Annotated in this window: 16 protein-coding genes and 1 pseudogene; 15 read left to right on the top strand and 2 right to left on the bottom strand. The window is 40.2% G+C overall.

The annotated features are described in order from the left end of the window. The first annotated feature begins 115 nt into the window (after positions 1 to 115). From J2Z48_RS13325 to J2Z48_RS13260, 14 genes are all read left to right on the top strand, one after another. Entirely contained in the window at positions 116 to 2,335 is a 2,220-nt protein-coding gene (locus tag J2Z48_RS13325; RefSeq protein ID WP_307254284.1) for a YheC/YheD family protein, read from the top strand. A gap of 250 nt (positions 2,336 to 2,585) precedes the next feature. Next, on the top strand, positions 2,586 to 3,437 hold the full coding sequence (locus J2Z48_RS13320; RefSeq protein WP_307254283.1) for a cytochrome c oxidase assembly protein: 852 nt from the start codon (positions 2,586 to 2,588) through the stop codon (positions 3,435 to 3,437). A gap of 23 nt (positions 3,438 to 3,460) precedes the next feature. After that, on the top strand, positions 3,461 to 3,787 hold the full coding sequence (locus J2Z48_RS13315; RefSeq protein ID WP_307254281.1) for a c-type cytochrome: 327 nt from the start codon (positions 3,461 to 3,463) through the stop codon (positions 3,785 to 3,787). A gap of 171 nt (positions 3,788 to 3,958) precedes the next feature. Further along, on the top strand, positions 3,959 to 5,290 hold the full coding sequence (locus J2Z48_RS13310; RefSeq protein WP_307254278.1) for a helix-turn-helix domain-containing protein: 1,332 nt from the start codon (positions 3,959 to 3,961) through the stop codon (positions 5,288 to 5,290). Between the two features lie 110 nt (positions 5,291 to 5,400). Continuing rightward, complete coding sequence (locus J2Z48_RS13305; protein WP_307254276.1) at positions 5,401 to 6,114, top strand: sugar phosphate nucleotidyltransferase; 714 nt, start codon at positions 5,401 to 5,403, stop codon at positions 6,112 to 6,114. Between the two features lie 36 nt (positions 6,115 to 6,150). Further along, complete coding sequence (gene rfbB, locus J2Z48_RS13300) at positions 6,151 to 7,119, top strand: dTDP-glucose 4,6-dehydratase (RefSeq protein ID WP_307254274.1); 969 nt, start codon at positions 6,151 to 6,153, stop codon at positions 7,117 to 7,119. Between the two features lie 21 nt (positions 7,120 to 7,140). After that, a complete protein-coding gene (gene rfbD, locus J2Z48_RS13295) occupies positions 7,141 to 8,007 on the top strand; it encodes a dTDP-4-dehydrorhamnose reductase (RefSeq protein WP_307254271.1) in 867 nt (288 codons plus the stop codon). Then, positions 8,000 to 8,455 (top strand): dTDP-4-dehydrorhamnose 3,5-epimerase family protein, encoded by a 456-nt coding sequence (locus J2Z48_RS13290; RefSeq protein WP_307254268.1) that lies wholly within the window; start codon positions 8,000 to 8,002, stop codon positions 8,453 to 8,455. Before rfbD ends, J2Z48_RS13290 begins: the two co-directional genes overlap by 8 nt. A 17-nt stretch (positions 8,456 to 8,472) precedes the next feature. Then, entirely contained in the window at positions 8,473 to 8,964 is a 492-nt protein-coding gene (locus J2Z48_RS13285; protein WP_307254265.1) for a hypothetical protein, read from the top strand. After that, entirely contained in the window at positions 8,951 to 9,721 is a 771-nt protein-coding gene (locus J2Z48_RS13280) for a glycosyltransferase family 2 protein (protein ID WP_307254263.1), read from the top strand. Before J2Z48_RS13285 ends, J2Z48_RS13280 begins: the two co-directional genes overlap by 14 nt. A gap of 6 nt (positions 9,722 to 9,727) precedes the next feature. After that, entirely contained in the window at positions 9,728 to 10,696 is a 969-nt protein-coding gene (locus J2Z48_RS13275; RefSeq protein WP_307254262.1) for a CgeB family protein, read from the top strand. Between the two features lie 36 nt (positions 10,697 to 10,732). Next, entirely contained in the window at positions 10,733 to 11,350 is a 618-nt protein-coding gene (gene cysC, locus J2Z48_RS13270; protein WP_307254260.1) for an adenylyl-sulfate kinase, read from the top strand. Between the two features lie 16 nt (positions 11,351 to 11,366). Next, positions 11,367 to 12,755 carry an alkaline phosphatase family protein gene (locus J2Z48_RS13265; RefSeq protein WP_307254258.1) on the top strand — a complete coding sequence of 463 codons (1,389 nt, stop codon included), beginning with the start codon at positions 11,367 to 11,369 and terminating at the stop codon, positions 12,753 to 12,755. 78 nt (positions 12,756 to 12,833) lie between these two features. Next, the gene (locus tag J2Z48_RS13260) at positions 12,834 to 13,529 is read left to right on the top strand and encodes a DUF4937 domain-containing protein (RefSeq protein ID WP_307254256.1); all 696 of its coding nucleotides are present in this window, start codon (positions 12,834 to 12,836) and stop codon (positions 13,527 to 13,529) included. Between the two features lie 31 nt (positions 13,530 to 13,560). On the opposite strand, the pseudogene J2Z48_RS13255 reads toward J2Z48_RS13260, so the two are convergent. Both J2Z48_RS13255 and J2Z48_RS13250 read right to left on the bottom strand, forming a co-directional pair. Next, positions 13,561 to 14,760, bottom strand: a pseudogene (locus J2Z48_RS13255) (sulfatase family protein); the annotation flags it as partial. A 63-nt stretch (positions 14,761 to 14,823) separates the two neighbouring features. Further along, on the bottom strand, positions 14,824 to 16,362 hold the full coding sequence (locus tag J2Z48_RS13250; RefSeq protein WP_307254254.1) for a recombinase family protein: 1,539 nt from the start codon (positions 16,360 to 16,362) through the stop codon (positions 14,824 to 14,826). A 505-nt stretch (positions 16,363 to 16,867) separates the two neighbouring features. On the opposite strand from J2Z48_RS13250, the gene J2Z48_RS13245 reads away from it, so the two are divergent. After that, positions 16,868 to 17,965, top strand: a 1,098-nt coding sequence (locus tag J2Z48_RS13245) for an alpha-helical endospore appendage domain-containing protein (protein WP_503128552.1), incomplete at its 3' end; no start/stop codon positions are given.

Below are 17,965 nucleotides of genomic sequence, written 5' to 3'. Positions count from 1 at the left end.
ACGCATGCTGATAGGTTATCAGCATGCGTCTATTTTTTGAGATAGGGGACAAATATACTTGTGACTTTCTCCACCTCGGGCATAATCTAATGGAAATAGGAGGGAGGTGGAGGTCTTGTCGCGAATAGGCATTCTCATTAGTCAGAGGATTTTTGCTGATTGCTTACGTCAGCGATCACCGTACGAGTCCTTCTTGACGTACCATCGATTTGCGAAAAGAGAAGGTCTTACACCCATCTTCTTTACCATTCATCACGTGCATTTTAAAAAACGCACTGTTACAGGATTTCAATATATAGAAGAGCAAAATACATTTAAGGAAATAACGGTTCCCATCCCTGCTATCATTCATAATCGGGTGAAGCCAGTGAATACAAAAAAACAAGTAGAGAAACTAATACGTACACCTGGGATAACCGTATTTAATCAAGATAATCGTTTGAATAAGTGGAAGATTTATCAGGAATTATCCCAATTTCCAGAGATCGTTCCCTATCTTCCTAAGACGGAGTTACTATCCGTAAATAATTGGCGAACATTTCAAGAGCAATATGGGGTTGTTTATGTAAAGCCTCTTGAAAAAAGTTTAGGAATCGATATTTGCCGTATCGATCAACAGGAAAGTAAATGGCGGATGATACATTCTACCGGAGTAATCGAAACATATCCGAACCCTGAACTGGAAATTCAGTTAGAAAGGAAAGCCGAAAATGATGAGTTCTTGATTCAACAAGCCATTGCGGTCCAAACAATCCATGATCAAGCAGTTGATTTTCGTATAGCAGTCCAAAAAGGGGACAACGGGGAATGGAGCGTCTCTGGTATGGTTGCTAGGCTTGGAGTGAAGCATGGAATTGCTACTAATTTAGCCGTTGGTGGGAAATCGAAGAAAATAGATGAGGTTTTATGCGATTTAAAGATAAAAGACATCCAAGAGATGAAAGAGAAAATCCAAAGTCTGGTTATCCTAGCGGCTCAAAAGCTTGAAACGACTAATCCCGGTTTAGCCGATTTGGGATTTGATATCGCCATTGATATAGATGAAAAAATATGGATTATTGAAGTAAATGGTCGAGATCTTCGTATTACGTTTCATCAAGCGCAAGATTTTGATTCATGGCATCAAACCATACAAAAACCAATGCAATATGCAGGGTATCTTGTAAAGAAAATGATACAGCAACAGCAAGAGAATCCAAAAGTTTGTCTGGTTACTCCTGGGAATTTACCAGTCGACAAAGCAGGGAATGGCTCGGTAGAAATTTGTTCCCGCCAAATTACCAACCATCTAAGTACTCTATTGCCTGTGACATTGATTGGGGTTGATGTTAATCATTCTAATCAGATTCCGGCTCGTCAAATGAATTTTTCTGCTGGCCGGAAGTACTACCGAAAACAAGTAACGAAGTATCTGCTTCAGAATCCAAACCAGATTATCCAATTTGAAAATCGCCCTATCTGGATGATGAATCCCCCTATCCAACAACTACAAGGGAAAAAGGTTCTTTTTCTTCATTCAGAAACCTATATTAAGCCCCCTTACATCAATCCGAAAGAAAGAGGTAAGATTTTAAAGAAATACGATCTAATCTTGGTAAATAGTCAGTTCCTTCGATCCCGAGTGATTGCTATGGAGGATAGCCTTTCTGATCGTTGCCATGTAGTACCTTTAGGCGTAAATTTGAATCTATTTCCTTCCATTCATGAGCCGGATTGTCAACAAAATCGCATTTTGGAACGCCAAAAAAGAAATCTCGGAGGAAGACCTGTCCTGCTTTTTGTAGGACGAATCATTCCGCAGAAAGGTCTTCATCATCTATTGGAAGCATTTGTAGAAGTAGTGAAGCAAGAGCCCAATGCGAAATTATTGATTGCAGGTAGTAGTTATTATGGCAAAGAGATTGAAACAGAATATCTCAAAAAATGTAAACAGATCGTGAAGTCGTGTGTAACACAAGTCGAATGGTTAGGTTATGTGCCAAATGATCAACTTCCCTCCATATATCAATTAGCGGATTTTCTGATCACACCATCGGTAGGAAATGAGGCTTTTGGTCTGGTGAATCTGGAAGCGATGGCGACTGGATTACCTATTTTAAGCACCTCTGTAGGAGGAATCGGTGAAGTAGTCCAAGATGGGATCAACGGAAAACTTTTATCTCCAGATATTTTGAGTAAACGGATCGAGAAGGTATTATTACATTGGCTAAAGAATCCACAGCTACTAAAAGAAATGGGGCAGCAATCGCGTAAAATCGTAGAAGAAAAGTTTAGTTGGAAGAGAGTTGCTGAGGATTTAAAAAGCCACTATCAGATGCTGATGAGAGGAGAGTAATAGATCTGGAGGAATTGGAATTCCTCCAGATCTAGACTAGTTTGTTATACAAACTAAAGCTAAAACATAGGAGAACTCATTCACAAACTACATATGTAAGAGGGAGTTATGACGATTGTGGAAAGGATATTTTGTTCAATCATTCACATATTCTCGAAAGTGTCACAAAGGAGCTTTTTGTAATGTGTCCAATATGTGATAAGATGTGTTTGGTAGTAATTTAGGGCAAGGTATGGGAGGAGGACTTCCAATGTCTTTTCAAGATTTTATGCAGTTATTTTTGTACGCTGCAAACTGGAATTTGCAATTAAACCTATTATTTATTGGACTTGCTGTTGTGTATTTACTCGTTACAGGACCGTACCGGCATAAATTTCCTGGTAAGGAGCCGGTTGCTGTTTCCCAGAAACTCTATTTTATGTTTGCGATTTTGATCGCCAATTTAGCGGTTAGTAGTCCGCTGGATCTTTTGGCACATGAATTATTTAGTATGCACATGCTTCAGATGTCGCTTTTATTTATCGTGCTTCCGCCGTTCTTATGGCTTGGTATTCCAGATTGGATGATTCGTCCAGTAATTGAATTAAGGGGAATACGTCCAGTGTTTCGCTTTTTAACAGGACCCATCGTAATCCTTTTTCTATTCAATGGCGCGATTTCTTTATACCATGTACCGATCATTTTTGACGCTATCATGGAGAGTCATTTTCTACACTATGTTTCCCACACGATTTTACTTATTTTGGCCTTGTGTATGTGGTGGCCGGTTGTTTGTCCGGTCCCAGAGTGGGATAAAACAAAGCCGTTGTTAAAGCTGGTATTTATCTTTGCAAATGGTTTCCTACTTACACCTGCCTGTGCTTTGATTATGTTTGGGGATCATGTGCTATTTGAAACGTATCGTCAAATGTCTCAACTTGCACCTATTCTCACACCACTAAACGATCAACAGCTAGGTGGAGTGATCATGAAGATCGTGCAAGAGCTTGTTTATATCTCAGCAATTGGGATTGTGTTTAAAAGATGGATGAGAGAGCAAAAGAAAGAAGATGAACGTGATCTGGCAGAACTTATGTCTAGAAAGCCAGTTACGGAAGAGTAATGAACATAGGAGAGTGTTTACGCATGAAGAAGGGTTGGATTGTTGTTTTAATATGTAGTTTTATATTGCTAACCGCTTGCTCAGGTCAAACAAAGTCAACTACGGATGCCCCTCCTACGGTAGATGCTGGGTCGCCAGAAGCGACTTATCAAAAAAATTGTATGAATTGCCATGGGATGAATTTGCAAGGTGCAATTGGTCCTGATCTTACGAAGGTGGGTAGTAAGCTGAGTAAAGAGGATATTCATAAGGTCTTGGAAAACGGTAAAGGCCGGATGCCTGCACAAAAAAGCTATATCAAAGCAGAAGACTTAGAGAAATTATCGACGTGGCTCTCAGAAAAGAAATAATGAAATTAAAGAAAAACAGCTCTATATGGGAAGAGCTGTTTTTCTTTTGGCTTTAAATGCTATGTGAATGTAATAAAAAATTCATATGCTTGTTATAAAGGGATTGAATGAAACCATTCAAAGTATTATAATTCATACGATTAACTTAAAAAATTTAAGTAGGTGGCTATCATGTGCTATTTCCCTTTAGATCGGGAGCGGTTAGGTAGATTGATCCGTTCTTGTAGAAAAGAACGTTCTTTACGTCTAAAAGACCTACAGGACGAAAACATTTCAAGTGCCACGATTAGTTCTGTTGAACGTGGGATGAAAAATATTTCTTTTGAGAAAATTACATACTTATGCGGTAAATTGGATCTGGATGTGGATCAGTTCTCGATGTTTGTGGAAGTGGAAGAAAAACGGGAGATGAAATTACGAAATCAACTCAATTTTATTGAGCATTCGATGGATCTATTTGGTCCAGACCAAGGACTCGAGCAATTACGTAGTTTTAAAATCGATCGAAAGAGCAGATGGTTGGCTCAATATACATATCTGAAGGGTAGATGCTATTTTCTTAAACAAAATTGGGAAAAAGCAAAAAGGCAACTACAAAGTACGTTAGATTTATTGGAAGCGGGAACAGAGCTTGAATCTACAAACATAAAGGCAGCTTGTCAATATCTCTTTGCTAAGATTGCGATGGAAGAACAAGGCGATATCATACTTGCACAGAACTGGATTGATCTAGGAAGCCAGTCGTTTGTTCCAGGAGGAGATCGTGGGGAGATTTGCTATGACTTATTGTTATTAAAGGCAAAGATCTATACGGGTCAGGAAGATTGGGAGAAGGCACTCGGGATTGTGAATGAGCTGTGGGAATCTCTCGATCAGATCACAAATCCATACGTAAAGGTGGATTTATACCGTCTAAAGGCATTTTTCTGGTGTAAACAGGGCTATCTAGCTGAAGCTACTTCTGCTGTCTTCCAAGGGCTTGAATTAGCTAAGATGTGCATGTGGCGTGAGGGTTCAGTCGACCTACTGCATGTGCTGTCAAAGATCTACATCGAAGAAGGCGATTTTGAATCAGCAGAAAAAGTCTTGTTACAAGCTGCGACACATAAAGAGAAGAACTCACATGAATATCGGATGGTTCAAACTTATCTATCTTTGGGGAACTTATATAATTATCAAGAAAGATGGAGTGAAGCAGAAGGCTGGCTCCGAGATGCTGTTCGAAAAGCGAAGAACCATACGAATAAAATATATTATGTGATGGCTTTAGAGGCACTTGGAGATTGTGAAAAAGGGAAAGGGGAAGATGGTGAAGCTCTACGGACCTATCAATCTGCATTGGAACAAGCGGAGAGACACCGATTTGTCCATCAATCCAAAACTTCCTTGATGAAAGCGATCCAATGTCAAGAGGTACTCAAACAGGAATTAACGTTCCGCGATTTGGAGCGTCTATACAGAATTGTGGTGCAAGAAAAGAACGAATTATTGACTACTGTATAATCAAACAAAAGAAAGACCCAAAGGACAACCCTTTGGGTCTTTCTTTTGTACTAGTTTGGTACTGGGTGAATATTCTATATATATCATACTCGTTTGAGGAGGGTCTAGATATGAAAGGTGTTATTTTAGCAGGTGGAACAGGTTCGCGTCTTTATCCATTGACAAAAGTGACAAACAAGCATTTATTGCCAGTGGGAAATACTCCTATGATTTATCATCCCATCAAAAAGTTGATAGAAGCAGGGATTAGAGAGATATGTATTGTGACGGGTGTAGAGCATATGGGAGAAGTCGTTCGGCTCTTAGGGAGCGGGGAAGAATTTGAAGCCGAGTTTACGTATCGCGTACAGGATCAGCCAGGAGGAATCGCCCAAGCGCTATATTTGGCGAGACATTTTACTGGTGATGATTTAATGGTAGTATTGTTAGGAGACAATGTCTTTGCAGATTCAATAAAACCATATGTGGAGGATTATATGGCCCAAGGGAGTGGTGCGAAAATTCTATTAAAGGAAGTTGAACACCCTCAACGATTTGGAGTGGCTGAGTTAGATGGAAATCGTGTTCGATCGATTGAAGAGAAACCGCAAAATCCCAAGAGCTCTTATTGTGTTACAGGAGTTTATATGTATGATTCGAAAGTTTATCAATACATTGAGCAACTAGAACCTTCAAAGCGGGGTGAATATGAGATTACGGATATAAACAATAAATATATTGAACAAGATATTTGTTCCTACAACATCCTCTCAGATTGGTGGACCGATGCAGGTACATTTGAATCACTGATAAGAGCCAATCAATTTTCATCACAGACGAAATAGACAAATGAAAATATCAGCACGAAAGGGGATTCAATTTTGGCAACCATTTTAGTGACGGGTGGAGCTGGGTTTATAGGAAGTCATTATATACAGTTTATGCTGGAGAATACCGATCACACGGTAATCAATGTTGATAGCCTAGCCTATTCCGCCAATCGATTTAACAATATAGATGTGGAGCTACATCCTCAATATCAATTTGTACAGGTTGATCTTGTTGACCCGTTGCAAGTAGCCGAATTATTTGATCGTTTTGATTTTACAGATGTAGTTCATTTTGCAGCTGAGTCACATGTAGATCGAAGTATTCATTTAGGTGCTGAGCCTTTCCTCATGACTAATATTATAGGAACGCATCGTTTATTAGAAGAAGTTCGACGGCGAGGAATTGAGAGATTTATTCAAATTTCTACGGATGAAGTATATGGTGATTTTCCTTATGGGAGTGCGGATGAAAAGACGAATCTTTCTCCTGGAAATCCTTATGCGGCAAGTAAGTCAGGCGCTGATTTATTATGTATGTCGTATGCGAATACGTATCATTTACCTATTATCATTACACGTTGTACCAATAACTACGGTCCGAAACAACATCCGGAGAAGTTGATCCCTAAGATGATCCAATCTTTGCGAGCGGGTAAGCCCATTACCCTGTACGGGGATGGATCCATGCAAAGAGATTGGATTTATGTACAGGATCATTGTACAGGGGTAGAAGCTGTACGAACGAAGGGGAATGTAGGAGAAATCTATCATATTGGTTCTGGGAAGCCGATTTCCAACCTCGAAGTAGCAAAAATGGTGTGTGATTTTATGGGTGCTTCTCATTCACTTATTGAATTTATAGATGATCGTCCTGGTCATGATACAAGATATTGTTTAGATAACACCAAAATAAGTCAAGAGTTAGGCTGGAATCCTACAATGACGTGGGAGGATGGGATTACTACAACCATGGATTGGTATCAATCTCAGACCGTTTGGTGGTCAGGAGTGAAATACTAAAGAGGTGAGTAGGGATAGAACGTGAAGATACTTGTAAATGGAGCAAATGGACAGTTAGGGCAATCGATTATTCAAGATTGGTCTGGTTTAGAGGAGATATCCGTAAAAGGATTTAGCCGCTTGGAGTGGGACATTGCAAATACTGAACAAACGATTCATATTATGAACGAAGAAAAGCCTGATGTAGTTATCCATTGTGCTGCCTATACAAAGGTAGATGAAGCTGAGGGAACGGGCGGGTATTCCTCTTATCAAGTAAATGTAGAGGGAGCTCGTAATGTAGCCTCAGCTTGTCAAAGAGTGGGAGCGAGGATGGTTTATGTCAGTACGGATTATGTATTCGATGGGAATCAATCGTCTGGATACACGGAGTCAGCACCCACCAATCCACTAAATTGGTACGGACAAACAAAACGATTAGGTGAGCTTTGGACTTTGGCATTATGTAAAAATAGTGTAGTCGTTCGCACTTCTTGGCTATATGGCATAGATGGAGCTAATTTTGTCTGGACTATGTTAAATCTAGCAAAGAAGCAGAATATGCTGTATGTAGTAGATGATCAATATGGATCGCCCACCTACACGAGAGATTTGGGAGATGGATTATATCGACTCGTTCATACTCCACAAGTAAAAGGGATTGTCCACATGAGTAATGTAGGTGGTTGTACGTGGTATCATTTTGCCAAAAAGATATTTTCGTTTGCCGATTTGGAGATGCAGGTGGTTCCTGTGGAGACAAAGGAATTTATCAGACCAGCCCAGAGACCCATTAATTCAAATTTAATTCATAGTCGATCCGGAGAAGGGATTGACTATCTACCGCATTGGACAAAAGGGTTAGCGAGATTCTTTTTAGATGGAAGGGAGAGAGGACTTCTTGATTGAGGGAGTAGTCTATAAAAAATGTGTAAAGCATTGTGATGATCGTGGTTATTTTACAGAGTTAGTGAGAGATGATGAGGAGCTTCTAGAGCACTTTGGACAAATGTCAGCCTCTTTGACATATCCAGGGGTAATTAAAGCATTTCACTATCATAAAAAGCAAGATGATATCTGGTACTTCCCTGCGGGCAATGCACAGGTTGTTTTATACGACTTACGAGAGGACTCTAGTACATACCGCCAAACGGATGTGTATTATTTAGGAGAGTTAAATCCGGGTGTGCTCTTGATTCCAAAAGGGATCGCGCATGGTTATCGTGTCTTGGGAAATGAACCTGCTGTAATCGTTTATCTTACAACAAAATCGTACCAACCAAGCGATCCAGATGAATACCGGATTCCTTATAATGACAAGGAAATCAATTTTAACTGGGAAACACAATTTAAATAAAGAAGGAGGAAGGGCGAATGATTTCATCAGGGAAGCGTCGATTTTGGATTGCAACCCATGAAGAGTGGATTCGCCCTTCTTTAAAAAGCGAATTTTTTTCTTTTATGGGCGATATTTTTAAAAACTCAAATTGCAAATTAGTTTGCTGTACAAACAAAAGACTAAAGCAAAACCAAAACATACAATACATACCACTGGCTCAGAGTGGACGATTATGGAAAGAAGCTCATGTCATCCTTACGTTTGCTCCTCCATCTACCAGTATGAAGGAAATTCATTGTAAGTCATTATTGCAGGGTGTTCCCGTGATTACAGATGATGAGGGAGATCACAGTTATTATATTAATCACTTGTATACAGGCTATATTGTTGATTTAAAAAAATGGCGGCAGAATTTACTCTCAGCTGTAGATATGATGGTAAAAGAGCCATCTGCATGGTTAACCATGCGAGCAAATGCGAAGAGAATGGGGAAGATCTACTGGGGGAAATGTGATGGGGAGGATTGAAGATTATTCTGTAAGTATCATTATTCCAGTAAAAGACGAGTGGGCTTTAACTCGAGAATGTGTCGTGAGGATTCTACAACATACGAATTGTAGACAGATACAAATGATTTTAATAAACAATGGCTCACAAGAAAAACCACCGCCATTTCTACTCAAACATCCTTTGATTACTTGGATTCATAACCAATGGAATCGTGGCTTTGCCAGTGCTATGAACCAAGGTTTACGGGTTTCGACAGGGGATTATTTGGTATGTTTAAACAATGATACTCGTCCGGGTCCGCAGTGGTTAGCGCAATTGATTCACGCTTTACAAGAGTATCCGCAATGTGGCATGGTTGGTCCTGTTTCAAACAGGGTCATCCCTGAACAGAAAATACAGGTTCCTTCCTTCCAGTCAAAAGTGGAAATGGATGTCTTTACAAAAGAGTACAATCATATTGATCCATCAAAGTGGAGAAAAAGTGATCGCTTATCCGGTTTTTGTCTGGTGTTTCCACGTTCTATCTATGAAGAGATCGGGGAAATGGATGAACGATATGGTTTGGGTACTTATGAAGATGATGATTACTCCTATCGTGTGAGAAAGGCTGGGTACCATTGTGTGGTTGCGGGTGATACGTATCTTCATCACTACGGGAGTCAAAGTTTTCAACGGAGACCGTATCAAGAATTTAAAAAGCTATTAAAGCAAAACAGGGACTATTTTATTCGAAAATGGGGTATTTCTCCGCCTGGAGAGAGAGAAGGGGAGTAGAAGGCGGTGCAAATTGTCTATTTGCGATCAGGCATTAAAAAACCATTTACCTTCATTGATCAGATGATTATCCGTGCTTGCAAAAAATTAGGACATAACGTGATTACGTGGGGCCCCGGAGATGAGTTTGATCAAAATTGGGATCGAATGAAAGATCGGATCAGTCCTCATCTTATTTTGGCCATGCATGGAGAAAGATTAACACTTAGTAATCGACAGCTTTTAAAATCGATCAACCTTCCGAAAGCAATCTGGTTCACCGATGATCCATATGCGATCGATAAAGCAAAACCCGTAGCACTATTTTTTGATTACATCTTTACAAATGAATCGCAGGCAGTTCCTATTTATCAGGCTCAGTGGCCCTCAGTAGTTGTCCGTCATCTTCCTCTAGCCGTATCCCCTGATACATATCAACCTCGAAAACAAATCCCGAAAAAATATCTCTCAGATTTAGTAATGGTCGGATGTGGGTTTGAAAACCGGATTCGATTTTTAAAGGCATCGGATGAATCGTTACGCCTTGTGAGAACGAAATTAGTAGGTCCTGGTTGGACGCCATTCTCCGAAAAGAGAGAGGTTCAAATCCATCCGCATTGGGTATCAGGACTGGAGGCTAATTACTACTATTGTGGTGCGAAGATGGTATTAAATTTGCATCGCTCCCATGACGATCCCCATTTAAAGCAAAACAGTCAACAGATTAAGGCGCATACTCCCAATAATCGATTATTTGAGATTGCTGCTTGTCAATCGTTTCAATTAATTGACGATCGCCCAGATCTCTCTTCTTTATACGAGATTGGAAAAGAAATCATTTCTTTTTCAGGAGTGGAAGATTTTCTAGAGAAAAGTAAGTTTTACCTACCTCGTATCCGATTACGCGAACAAATTGCTCAGGCTGCTTATATACGGACACAAAAGGAACACAGTTATGAAGAGCGGATACAAAAAATACTTTCTACTTGCATGTAAGTCCTTCCTACATCCTGCCTTCAAATAGGCGGGGATGTGCACAGTAAACGGACGAACAGTAGGCAGAAGCATACTCCAAGCCTCCTTTTTACACATATAGTAAACACATGGAGGGGAGTTCTGATGACGAAGGAAGGGTTTACACTATGGTTTACAGGCCTATCTGGTGCAGGAAAAACAACAATTGCTAAGTTAGTTGAATTCCTATTACAAGATAAGATGAAGGTTCGGGTGCAGCTATTAGACGGAGATTTATTACGAGAGGTACTTAATCAAGATTTAGGATTTAGTAGAGAAGATCGGATGAAACAGATAAAGTGCGCTGTGTTTATGACACGACTTTTAAATCAAAATGGCGTTCATGTGCTTGCTTCGTTTATTACCCCTTATGAGGAGATGAGGGAGTATTGTTGTTCTCATATTCCGAATTACCATGAAGTTTTCGTGAACTGTTCTTTAGAAGAGTGTATCCAACGCGATGTAAAAGGTCTGTATAAAAAGGCCATAGCCGGGCAGATCAATCAGTTTACAGGAATTAGTGATCCGTTTGAAATTCCCTTAGAACCAGATTTAATTCTAGATACCGTAACGGAATTGCCAGAAGAGAGTGCAGAGAAAGTTCTTTCATATATAGTGGATCAACAACTCATTTAGAAAGGAGGAGATAAAGTTGAAACGACCAAAAGTAGCGTTGATTGGTCTTGATTGTGCGGAACCGAGCTTGGTATTTGATCGTTGGATCAATGATTTACCTAATATCAAGCGGATTATGGAAAGTGGAGTGTTTGCCCCCCTGCGTAGTTGTGATCCACCTATAACGGTTCCTGCATGGGCGTGTATGATGACGGGAAAGGATCCAGGGCAATTAGGTTTCTACGGATTTCGAAATCGAGCAGGGTATGACTACCTCGATGTGGGTCTAGTGGATAGTAGCCAGCTAAATGAACCAACTGTCTGGGATCAATTAGGAAAATACGGCTACAAATCTATTATAATGGGAGTTCCGCCAACCTACCCACCGAAACCAATGAAAGGCTGTCTCGTTAGTTGTTTCTTAACTCCAGACCAGTCTGCACCACATACCTATCCTCCTGAATTACAAGAAGAAATCAAAGAAAATGTAGGAGATTATCAATTTGATGTAAAGCATTTTCGTACACATCTAGTAGAGGAATTAACGGATGATATCTATCAAATGACTGAGACGAGATTTAAGACAGCAAAATATTTATTAGAACATAAAGAATGGGATTTCTTTGCTATGGTTGAGATGGGAATTGATCGGATGCATCATGCATTCTGGCATTACATGGATGAGACACATGTCCTACACAAACCATCCCCTTACCACGATGTCATATTTCGATATTATCAATATGTAGACCAACAAATAGGGGATTTATTGGAGCAATTTCCAGAAGGGACCCATGTGTTTATCGTCTCAGATCATGGTGCGAAGAAGATGGATGGTGGATTCTGCTTAAATGAATGGCTCATAAAAGAAGGTTATCTCACCTTAAAGGGCCCTGTTACCGAGCCGACTCCATTGACACCTGATCTAGTAAACTGGGATAAGACGAAAGCATGGGGATACGGAGGATATTATGGGCGGTTATGTCTTAATATCAAAGGGCGAGAACCTGAGGGAATTGTCCCTTTTAAACATGCTGAGAAGCTTCGAAATGAAATCATTCAAAAGATTAAGAAGGTACGAAATGAACATGGGGTCCTCATGAACAACAAAGTTTTTAAACCCCAGAAGCGTTATACAACAGTAAAAAATATTCCGCCTGATTTATTGATCTATTTTGGAGATTTATATTGGAGATCGGTTGGAACGGTGGGGAATGGAACTCTTTTTGTCAAAGAAAATGATACCGGTCCAGATGGCGCTAATCACGATTATAATGGTATCTTTATTCAGGGAATCAAGGATAAAGATACTCGTAAATTTCAACGGGCAGATCGCTTGCATATCACGGATGTAGCTCCTACTATTTTAAATATATTTCAGATTCCGCCCATGAAAGGTATTTTAGGCAAAGCCAAGGTATGGTAAATGGGTAGGAGCAACTTTTTCCAAACGAGTTGCTCCTATTAGTAATAGTTTATATAATTTGATAAAAAGGAGTACGATATGCTATTAAAATTCATTCAATGTCACGTGAAAATAAGTAATAAAGATGCATTCTCAAAGGCCCAGCAAAAATGGAAAGAGATAAGGAAATCCAGAGGGTTTAAGGGACAGATCGGGGGGTGGGGGGATCGTGATCACCAGCAAGCAACGATCTTGTCTCTATGGGATACAGAAGAAAACTACCAGGCTTTCATGAAAGAAAAGCATGGTCCTATCTACGATAAAACCAAACAAAAAGATATTTTTCAATCTATGGAAGTACAAACATTTCAAGTGATAAAGCATTCCATGAATACAGATATTGATAAAATCTGGAAGGAAGCAAGTGTTGTACAAGCTATTTTGTGTAAGGTTGTCCCTGAACAAGCCCATCGATTTATCGAAACACAGGAAAAGATGATTGTACCGAATGTATCAAGTTTCGAAGGTGTTTTAGGAATGTGTCTGGGGCGTAAAGATCATACGTTTCTGGTTGTAAGCTTCTGGGATCGCATGGTGAATCATGAAAATTATATGTTACATGCGTTTCAACATTTTCGTGAGCAAACCGAATCAGAGTCAGAGCAATATCTAACCCATGCGAAGGGATCTCTCCTACATATAGAGAAAAAATGGATTGTAAATCCAAAGAAATATATTCGTAAGCTACGCAATTTAAATATATATAGCTCTCTAGATATTAAGAAAAACAAGTAGCCTTGCAAGGTTGAAAGGCTACTTGTTTTTCTTAATATCCTAGCTCGCTTAACCGCTTCTTCACTTTTTCCTCTTCCGCTACCGTTAGCCGGTTCATTTTTACTTTAACCCCTTTAGTAAGAGGATCAGGTCTTCTATATTTTCGAAGCATCTGGGAAACCCATCTTTTCATCTGTTGTTGGAGTCGCTGTGCTACTTGTGGATGTTGAGCGATTAGATTCTTTTTTTCGTGTGGGTCTTGAATCAAGTTGTAAAGTTCAAACTTGGGATTTCCATAAACATCACGCTCTAGGGATTGGATGAGTTTCCATTGTTGATTCCGAATGGAGCGTTTGCACTGCCAGTTTGCTTCACAAGAAACGACAAATGGACGATGATTTTGCTTGTTTGCTAGTGAGAATGATAGTAGGGATGTCCCGTCGATTGGATTCATCTCTTTGGGAATGGGTATCCCAGCCAGCTCCATGATGGTAGGTACAATGTCAGCATGTTGAACGAGTTGCTTCATACGTTTCTGGTTAGGTAGCTTTTGTGGGTAAGTGATCATAAGAGGAACATGAAGCGTGGATTCGTAAAGTCCGTGATGATCAAAGAAAATTTTATGTTCCCCTAAGCTTTCACCGTGATCAGAAGTTAAGATGATCATGGTATCTTCATAGATGCCAAGTTGCTTGATTTCTTCTACTAACTCTCCAATATAGTGGTCAACCTGCTTAACGGTTCCATCATAATCTTGTTGGATTTGGGTGATGCTCTTCTGATCTTGGTTGTATTTAGATATAAAACTCCAAAGAGGCTCACGTAGGCAGGATTTTAATGGTGGTTCATTTGCCTGGGCCCGAACGGGTGACTGCTCAGAGGACCAATTTGCAAACTCCCCCTCTGGTTGATAGGGATAGTGTGGATCCCAATAATGGAGGAATAAAAAGAAGTCGGGTTCTTGTGCGTGTTTCTTTAACCAAGGAATCGCATTTTGGTTAATTTCTTTTGCACTGAGGTTAAGATGGGTGGGTCGATTTTCAGAGGGATCTAAGTATGTGTCAAATCCCTTTTTAAACCATGGGTTCGACTTCCCAGTAATTCGATAATTACAATCAACAGCAGCTGTTTTGTAGCCTTTTCTCTTCAGGAGAACAGGAAGTGAGATCAAGTGTTGTGGAATTTTGATTGGTTTCATGTTTACGATGCCGTGTTGATGTGGATTTTTTCCCGTTAGTAGCGTTACAAAGCTACTTTGGGTTACATTTTACAGGTGACTGTCAGAGGCATGAAAAAACAATCTTTTCAATTGGTATTAGAGCTTTGGATATACGATTAAGGTAAAGTCGTCAAGCTTCTGATGTAGCTCTTTTTCATAGGTGCAGTAATCAATCACGCTCTTTAACAGCATATTTTTCTTCTTAGGGTCATCTAATAGGGGGTATTGGTGTAAAACATGCTCTACACTAGGAATGATCTGTACTTTCGCTTCTAGCCTTTTATTTTCTGTCTCTAGTTCTCGAATAGCCATTGTAAGTAGCACTTGGGTATCTGCTATACGATTAGCAATATGAGTCGATCTTTCTAAATAGGTATTCTCATCATAAACGCCACGTTCTAGAAAGTCGTGTAATGTTCCTTTCTGCTCCTCTAGCCTTTTTATCTCTTGCTGTAGGTTATTGATACTTGTTTTAAGTAATTTACCTTTCGAATCATCATCTTTCTTTATGAAGTCGTGTTCAGAAAAACGTAACGTATACTTATCTAACCACTGCTGCAATGAATCTAATAACCGTTGCTCAACAATTTCAAAAATACTGGATCTACATTTACAAGAAATTTCTCGACAACATATTCGATCTCTCGATTTTTGTAGTCGCTTCACCATAGAATAATTACATTTTTTACACCTTATTAAACCTGCAAGGGGATTTGTTATGTTTTTATTGCTATAGGGGACATGAGATCTTTTTTTAAGTATTTCTTGTGCTTTTTCGTACAGATCTTTTGAAATGATCGATTCATGCAGACCTTCCACATCGATCCATTTGTCCTTGGGTTGCAAGGAGAATGCGTATTTTTTTTCTGGGTTACCTGTTTTTTTCCTAATTTGCTTTTTCCATTGTATTCGCCCTGTGTACACGGCATTTTTAAGTATGACTAGAACACATGTTGGATTCCAACTTTTTCCTGTATAGCTACGATACCCTAAATTGTTTAACTTGTGAGCAATTTTCCTGGTTCCTAATCTATTTTCTGGGATATCGCTGGTATACCAATCAAAGATCATTTTTACTACTAATGACTGTTCAGGATCTGGAACTAGGGTTCGGTGCTTCTTGTCCTTCACAATCTGATAACCGTAAGGAGGATGTGTGCCTAGATAATTGCCTTCCATGACTGCTCTCTTTATCCCGCTTTGCATACGTCTAGAAATGATTTTTAATTCCTTACGAGCCATAAAGGCTTCGAATTCACTATATTCTTCATCAAATTCATCTTGTAAATCGTAGGTTTTTCGGGGGGTGATAATTTTTGTTCCGGAGTTCTGGAACGTTTCTAAAATCAATCCTTGTTCTCTCATATTGCCGCGACCAAGACGATCCATATCCATAACAAGTACTGCATCGTAGAATTTATTTTCAACTTCTTTTAGGAGTTCCATCATTTCTGGGCGGTGTAGTAGGCTTTCTCCAGAAACTACTTCTTGTCTAACTTTAATAATATTTAGATTTTGGTCTTTAGCGAGTTTAAAAAGTGCTCTTTTATGTTTCGCTAATGTTTCTTCTTCTCCTCGATTTTCCGCTTCTACATCTGCTCTGGACTTACGAAGATACATCGCAACTCGTTTCATGATAACCCCTTTCTTTGTAGTTATTTATATTAATGATAAATAAAATTATATGCTTGTCATTATGACAAAGTAAGGATATAGCACTCAAATTTTATACAGATGTTGTATTTAGAGATATATCTTTGCGGTAGAGATGGTGGATGGGTACATCATGAATGATATTTTTTAAAATGGAAATCTATTCATATGTTAAAGCTTCTCTTCATAAAAATAATTTGTGTAAATCTGTTTTATATCAGCAGTTCCTAAACGGTCAAGCATTTTACAAGATAAGAGTGTGTTATGAGAGTGTTACCGCGGGGCAGGTTAAAAAAGAGTAGATCGCCGCGCCAAGTAGTGTTGCTACGTGCAATACATAAAATATGGCGTTAAACACGAAGCGATTACTTTGCTTGGACGGACGATCGATGCGTGAATGGATCGAGGACTTAGAAGCAAAAAGCATTTACAGTGTAGCTCAAACTGGTTTTTATACTCTGATGGAAAGAAAGGAGAAGAGTATAGCATGTCTCAATCCAATATACCAAATATTACCCCTAATATTTCGATTACTCGAGAAGATGCAATCAATTTACTATTGTCTTCCATTGCATTAGAAGAGCTAGGTCTTAGTCATATTATTAATGCGGAAGGCGAAAAACTTCAATATGTTCTAGGGACCCTCCCCGGAGTGTCAACAACCCTTCAACCTTCGATTACTGACTTACTTACGATTAATGCGAGTGTACGTGACACGATCAATGTGATAGGGAAAAAAGAATGGATTTTAAATGAGAAGTTAGAAAACGTGTTAGGCACAGATGCCACGAGGGGACCAACGGGAGCGCCTGGACCCACTGGGATCACAGGTCCATCAGGAGGGCCTCCTGGACCAACAGGAGCCACTGGAATTGGAGCCACCGGACCCATTGGAGCTACTGGAGCTATAGGGCTCATTGGACCCACTGGAGCTACAGGAGCCACCGGAATTGGAGCTACTGGCCCTACAGGAGCCACCGGACCTACTGGAGCGCCTGGACCTACAGGAGCCACCGGACCTACAGGGCCTACCGGAATTGGAGCTACTGGCCCTACAGGAGCCACCGGACCTACTGGAGCTACCGGACCTACTGGACCGACCGGACCGACAGGGTCCACAGGAATTGGAGCTACTGGGCCGACAGGGTCCACCGGATCTACAGGAGCCACCGGACCTACTGGAGCTACCGGACCTACTGGACCAACAGGATCCTTGGCTACAGGTGCCTTTTTATTCCAAGTCCAAGGAAATAGCGGAACGAGTGGAAGTGTTCCTCTGGGTTTTGGGGACACACTAAACTTTATATCCGATACATTGAACATTAACGTAACCCCCGGTTCCGCCAACGTGAGACTAGAAATTCCGAATGGATTAACTGGATCTACTGGAGACACGGGATCAACCGGATCTACTGGAGCCACGGGATCAACCGGATCGATCGGGGCTGTGGGAGCCACAGGAGCCACGGGAGCAGACGGAGCTACTGGATCGACAGGAGCTGACGGAGTCACGGGAGCTACTGGATCGACAGGAGCTGACGGAGTCACGGGAGCTACTGGATCGACAGGAGCTGACGGAGTCACG

This window comes from Croceifilum oryzae (genome assembly GCF_030814315.1).
Classification (GTDB): domain Bacteria; phylum Bacillota; class Bacilli; order Thermoactinomycetales; family Thermoactinomycetaceae; genus Baia; species Baia oryzae.
The sequence above is the reverse complement of the archived record's forward strand: the minus strand, read 5'-3'. Positions and strand labels throughout refer to the sequence as shown.

Bases quoted from the DNA above. Each gene is read 5' to 3' on its own strand.
- J2Z48_RS13320 (WP_307254283.1), top strand. From the start codon at position 2,586: ATGTCTTTTCAAGATTTTATGCAGTTATTTTTGTACGCTGCAAACTGG.
- J2Z48_RS13315 (WP_307254281.1), top strand. From the start codon at position 3,461: ATGAAGAAGGGTTGGATTGTTGTTTTAATATGTAGTTTTATATTGCTA.
- J2Z48_RS13310 (WP_307254278.1), top strand. From the start codon at position 3,959: ATGTGCTATTTCCCTTTAGATCGGGAGCGGTTAGGTAGATTGATCCGT.
- J2Z48_RS13305 (WP_307254276.1), top strand. From the start codon at position 5,401: ATGAAAGGTGTTATTTTAGCAGGTGGAACAGGTTCGCGTCTTTATCCA.
- J2Z48_RS13285 (WP_307254265.1), top strand. From the start codon at position 8,473: ATGATTTCATCAGGGAAGCGTCGATTTTGGATTGCAACCCATGAAGAG.
- J2Z48_RS13280 (WP_307254263.1), top strand. From the start codon at position 8,951: ATGGGGAGGATTGAAGATTATTCTGTAAGTATCATTATTCCAGTAAAA.
- J2Z48_RS13260 (WP_307254256.1), top strand. From the start codon at position 12,834: ATGCTATTAAAATTCATTCAATGTCACGTGAAAATAAGTAATAAAGAT.
- J2Z48_RS13250 (WP_307254254.1), bottom strand. From the start codon at position 16,362: ATGAAACGAGTTGCGATGTATCTTCGTAAGTCCAGAGCAGATGTAGAA.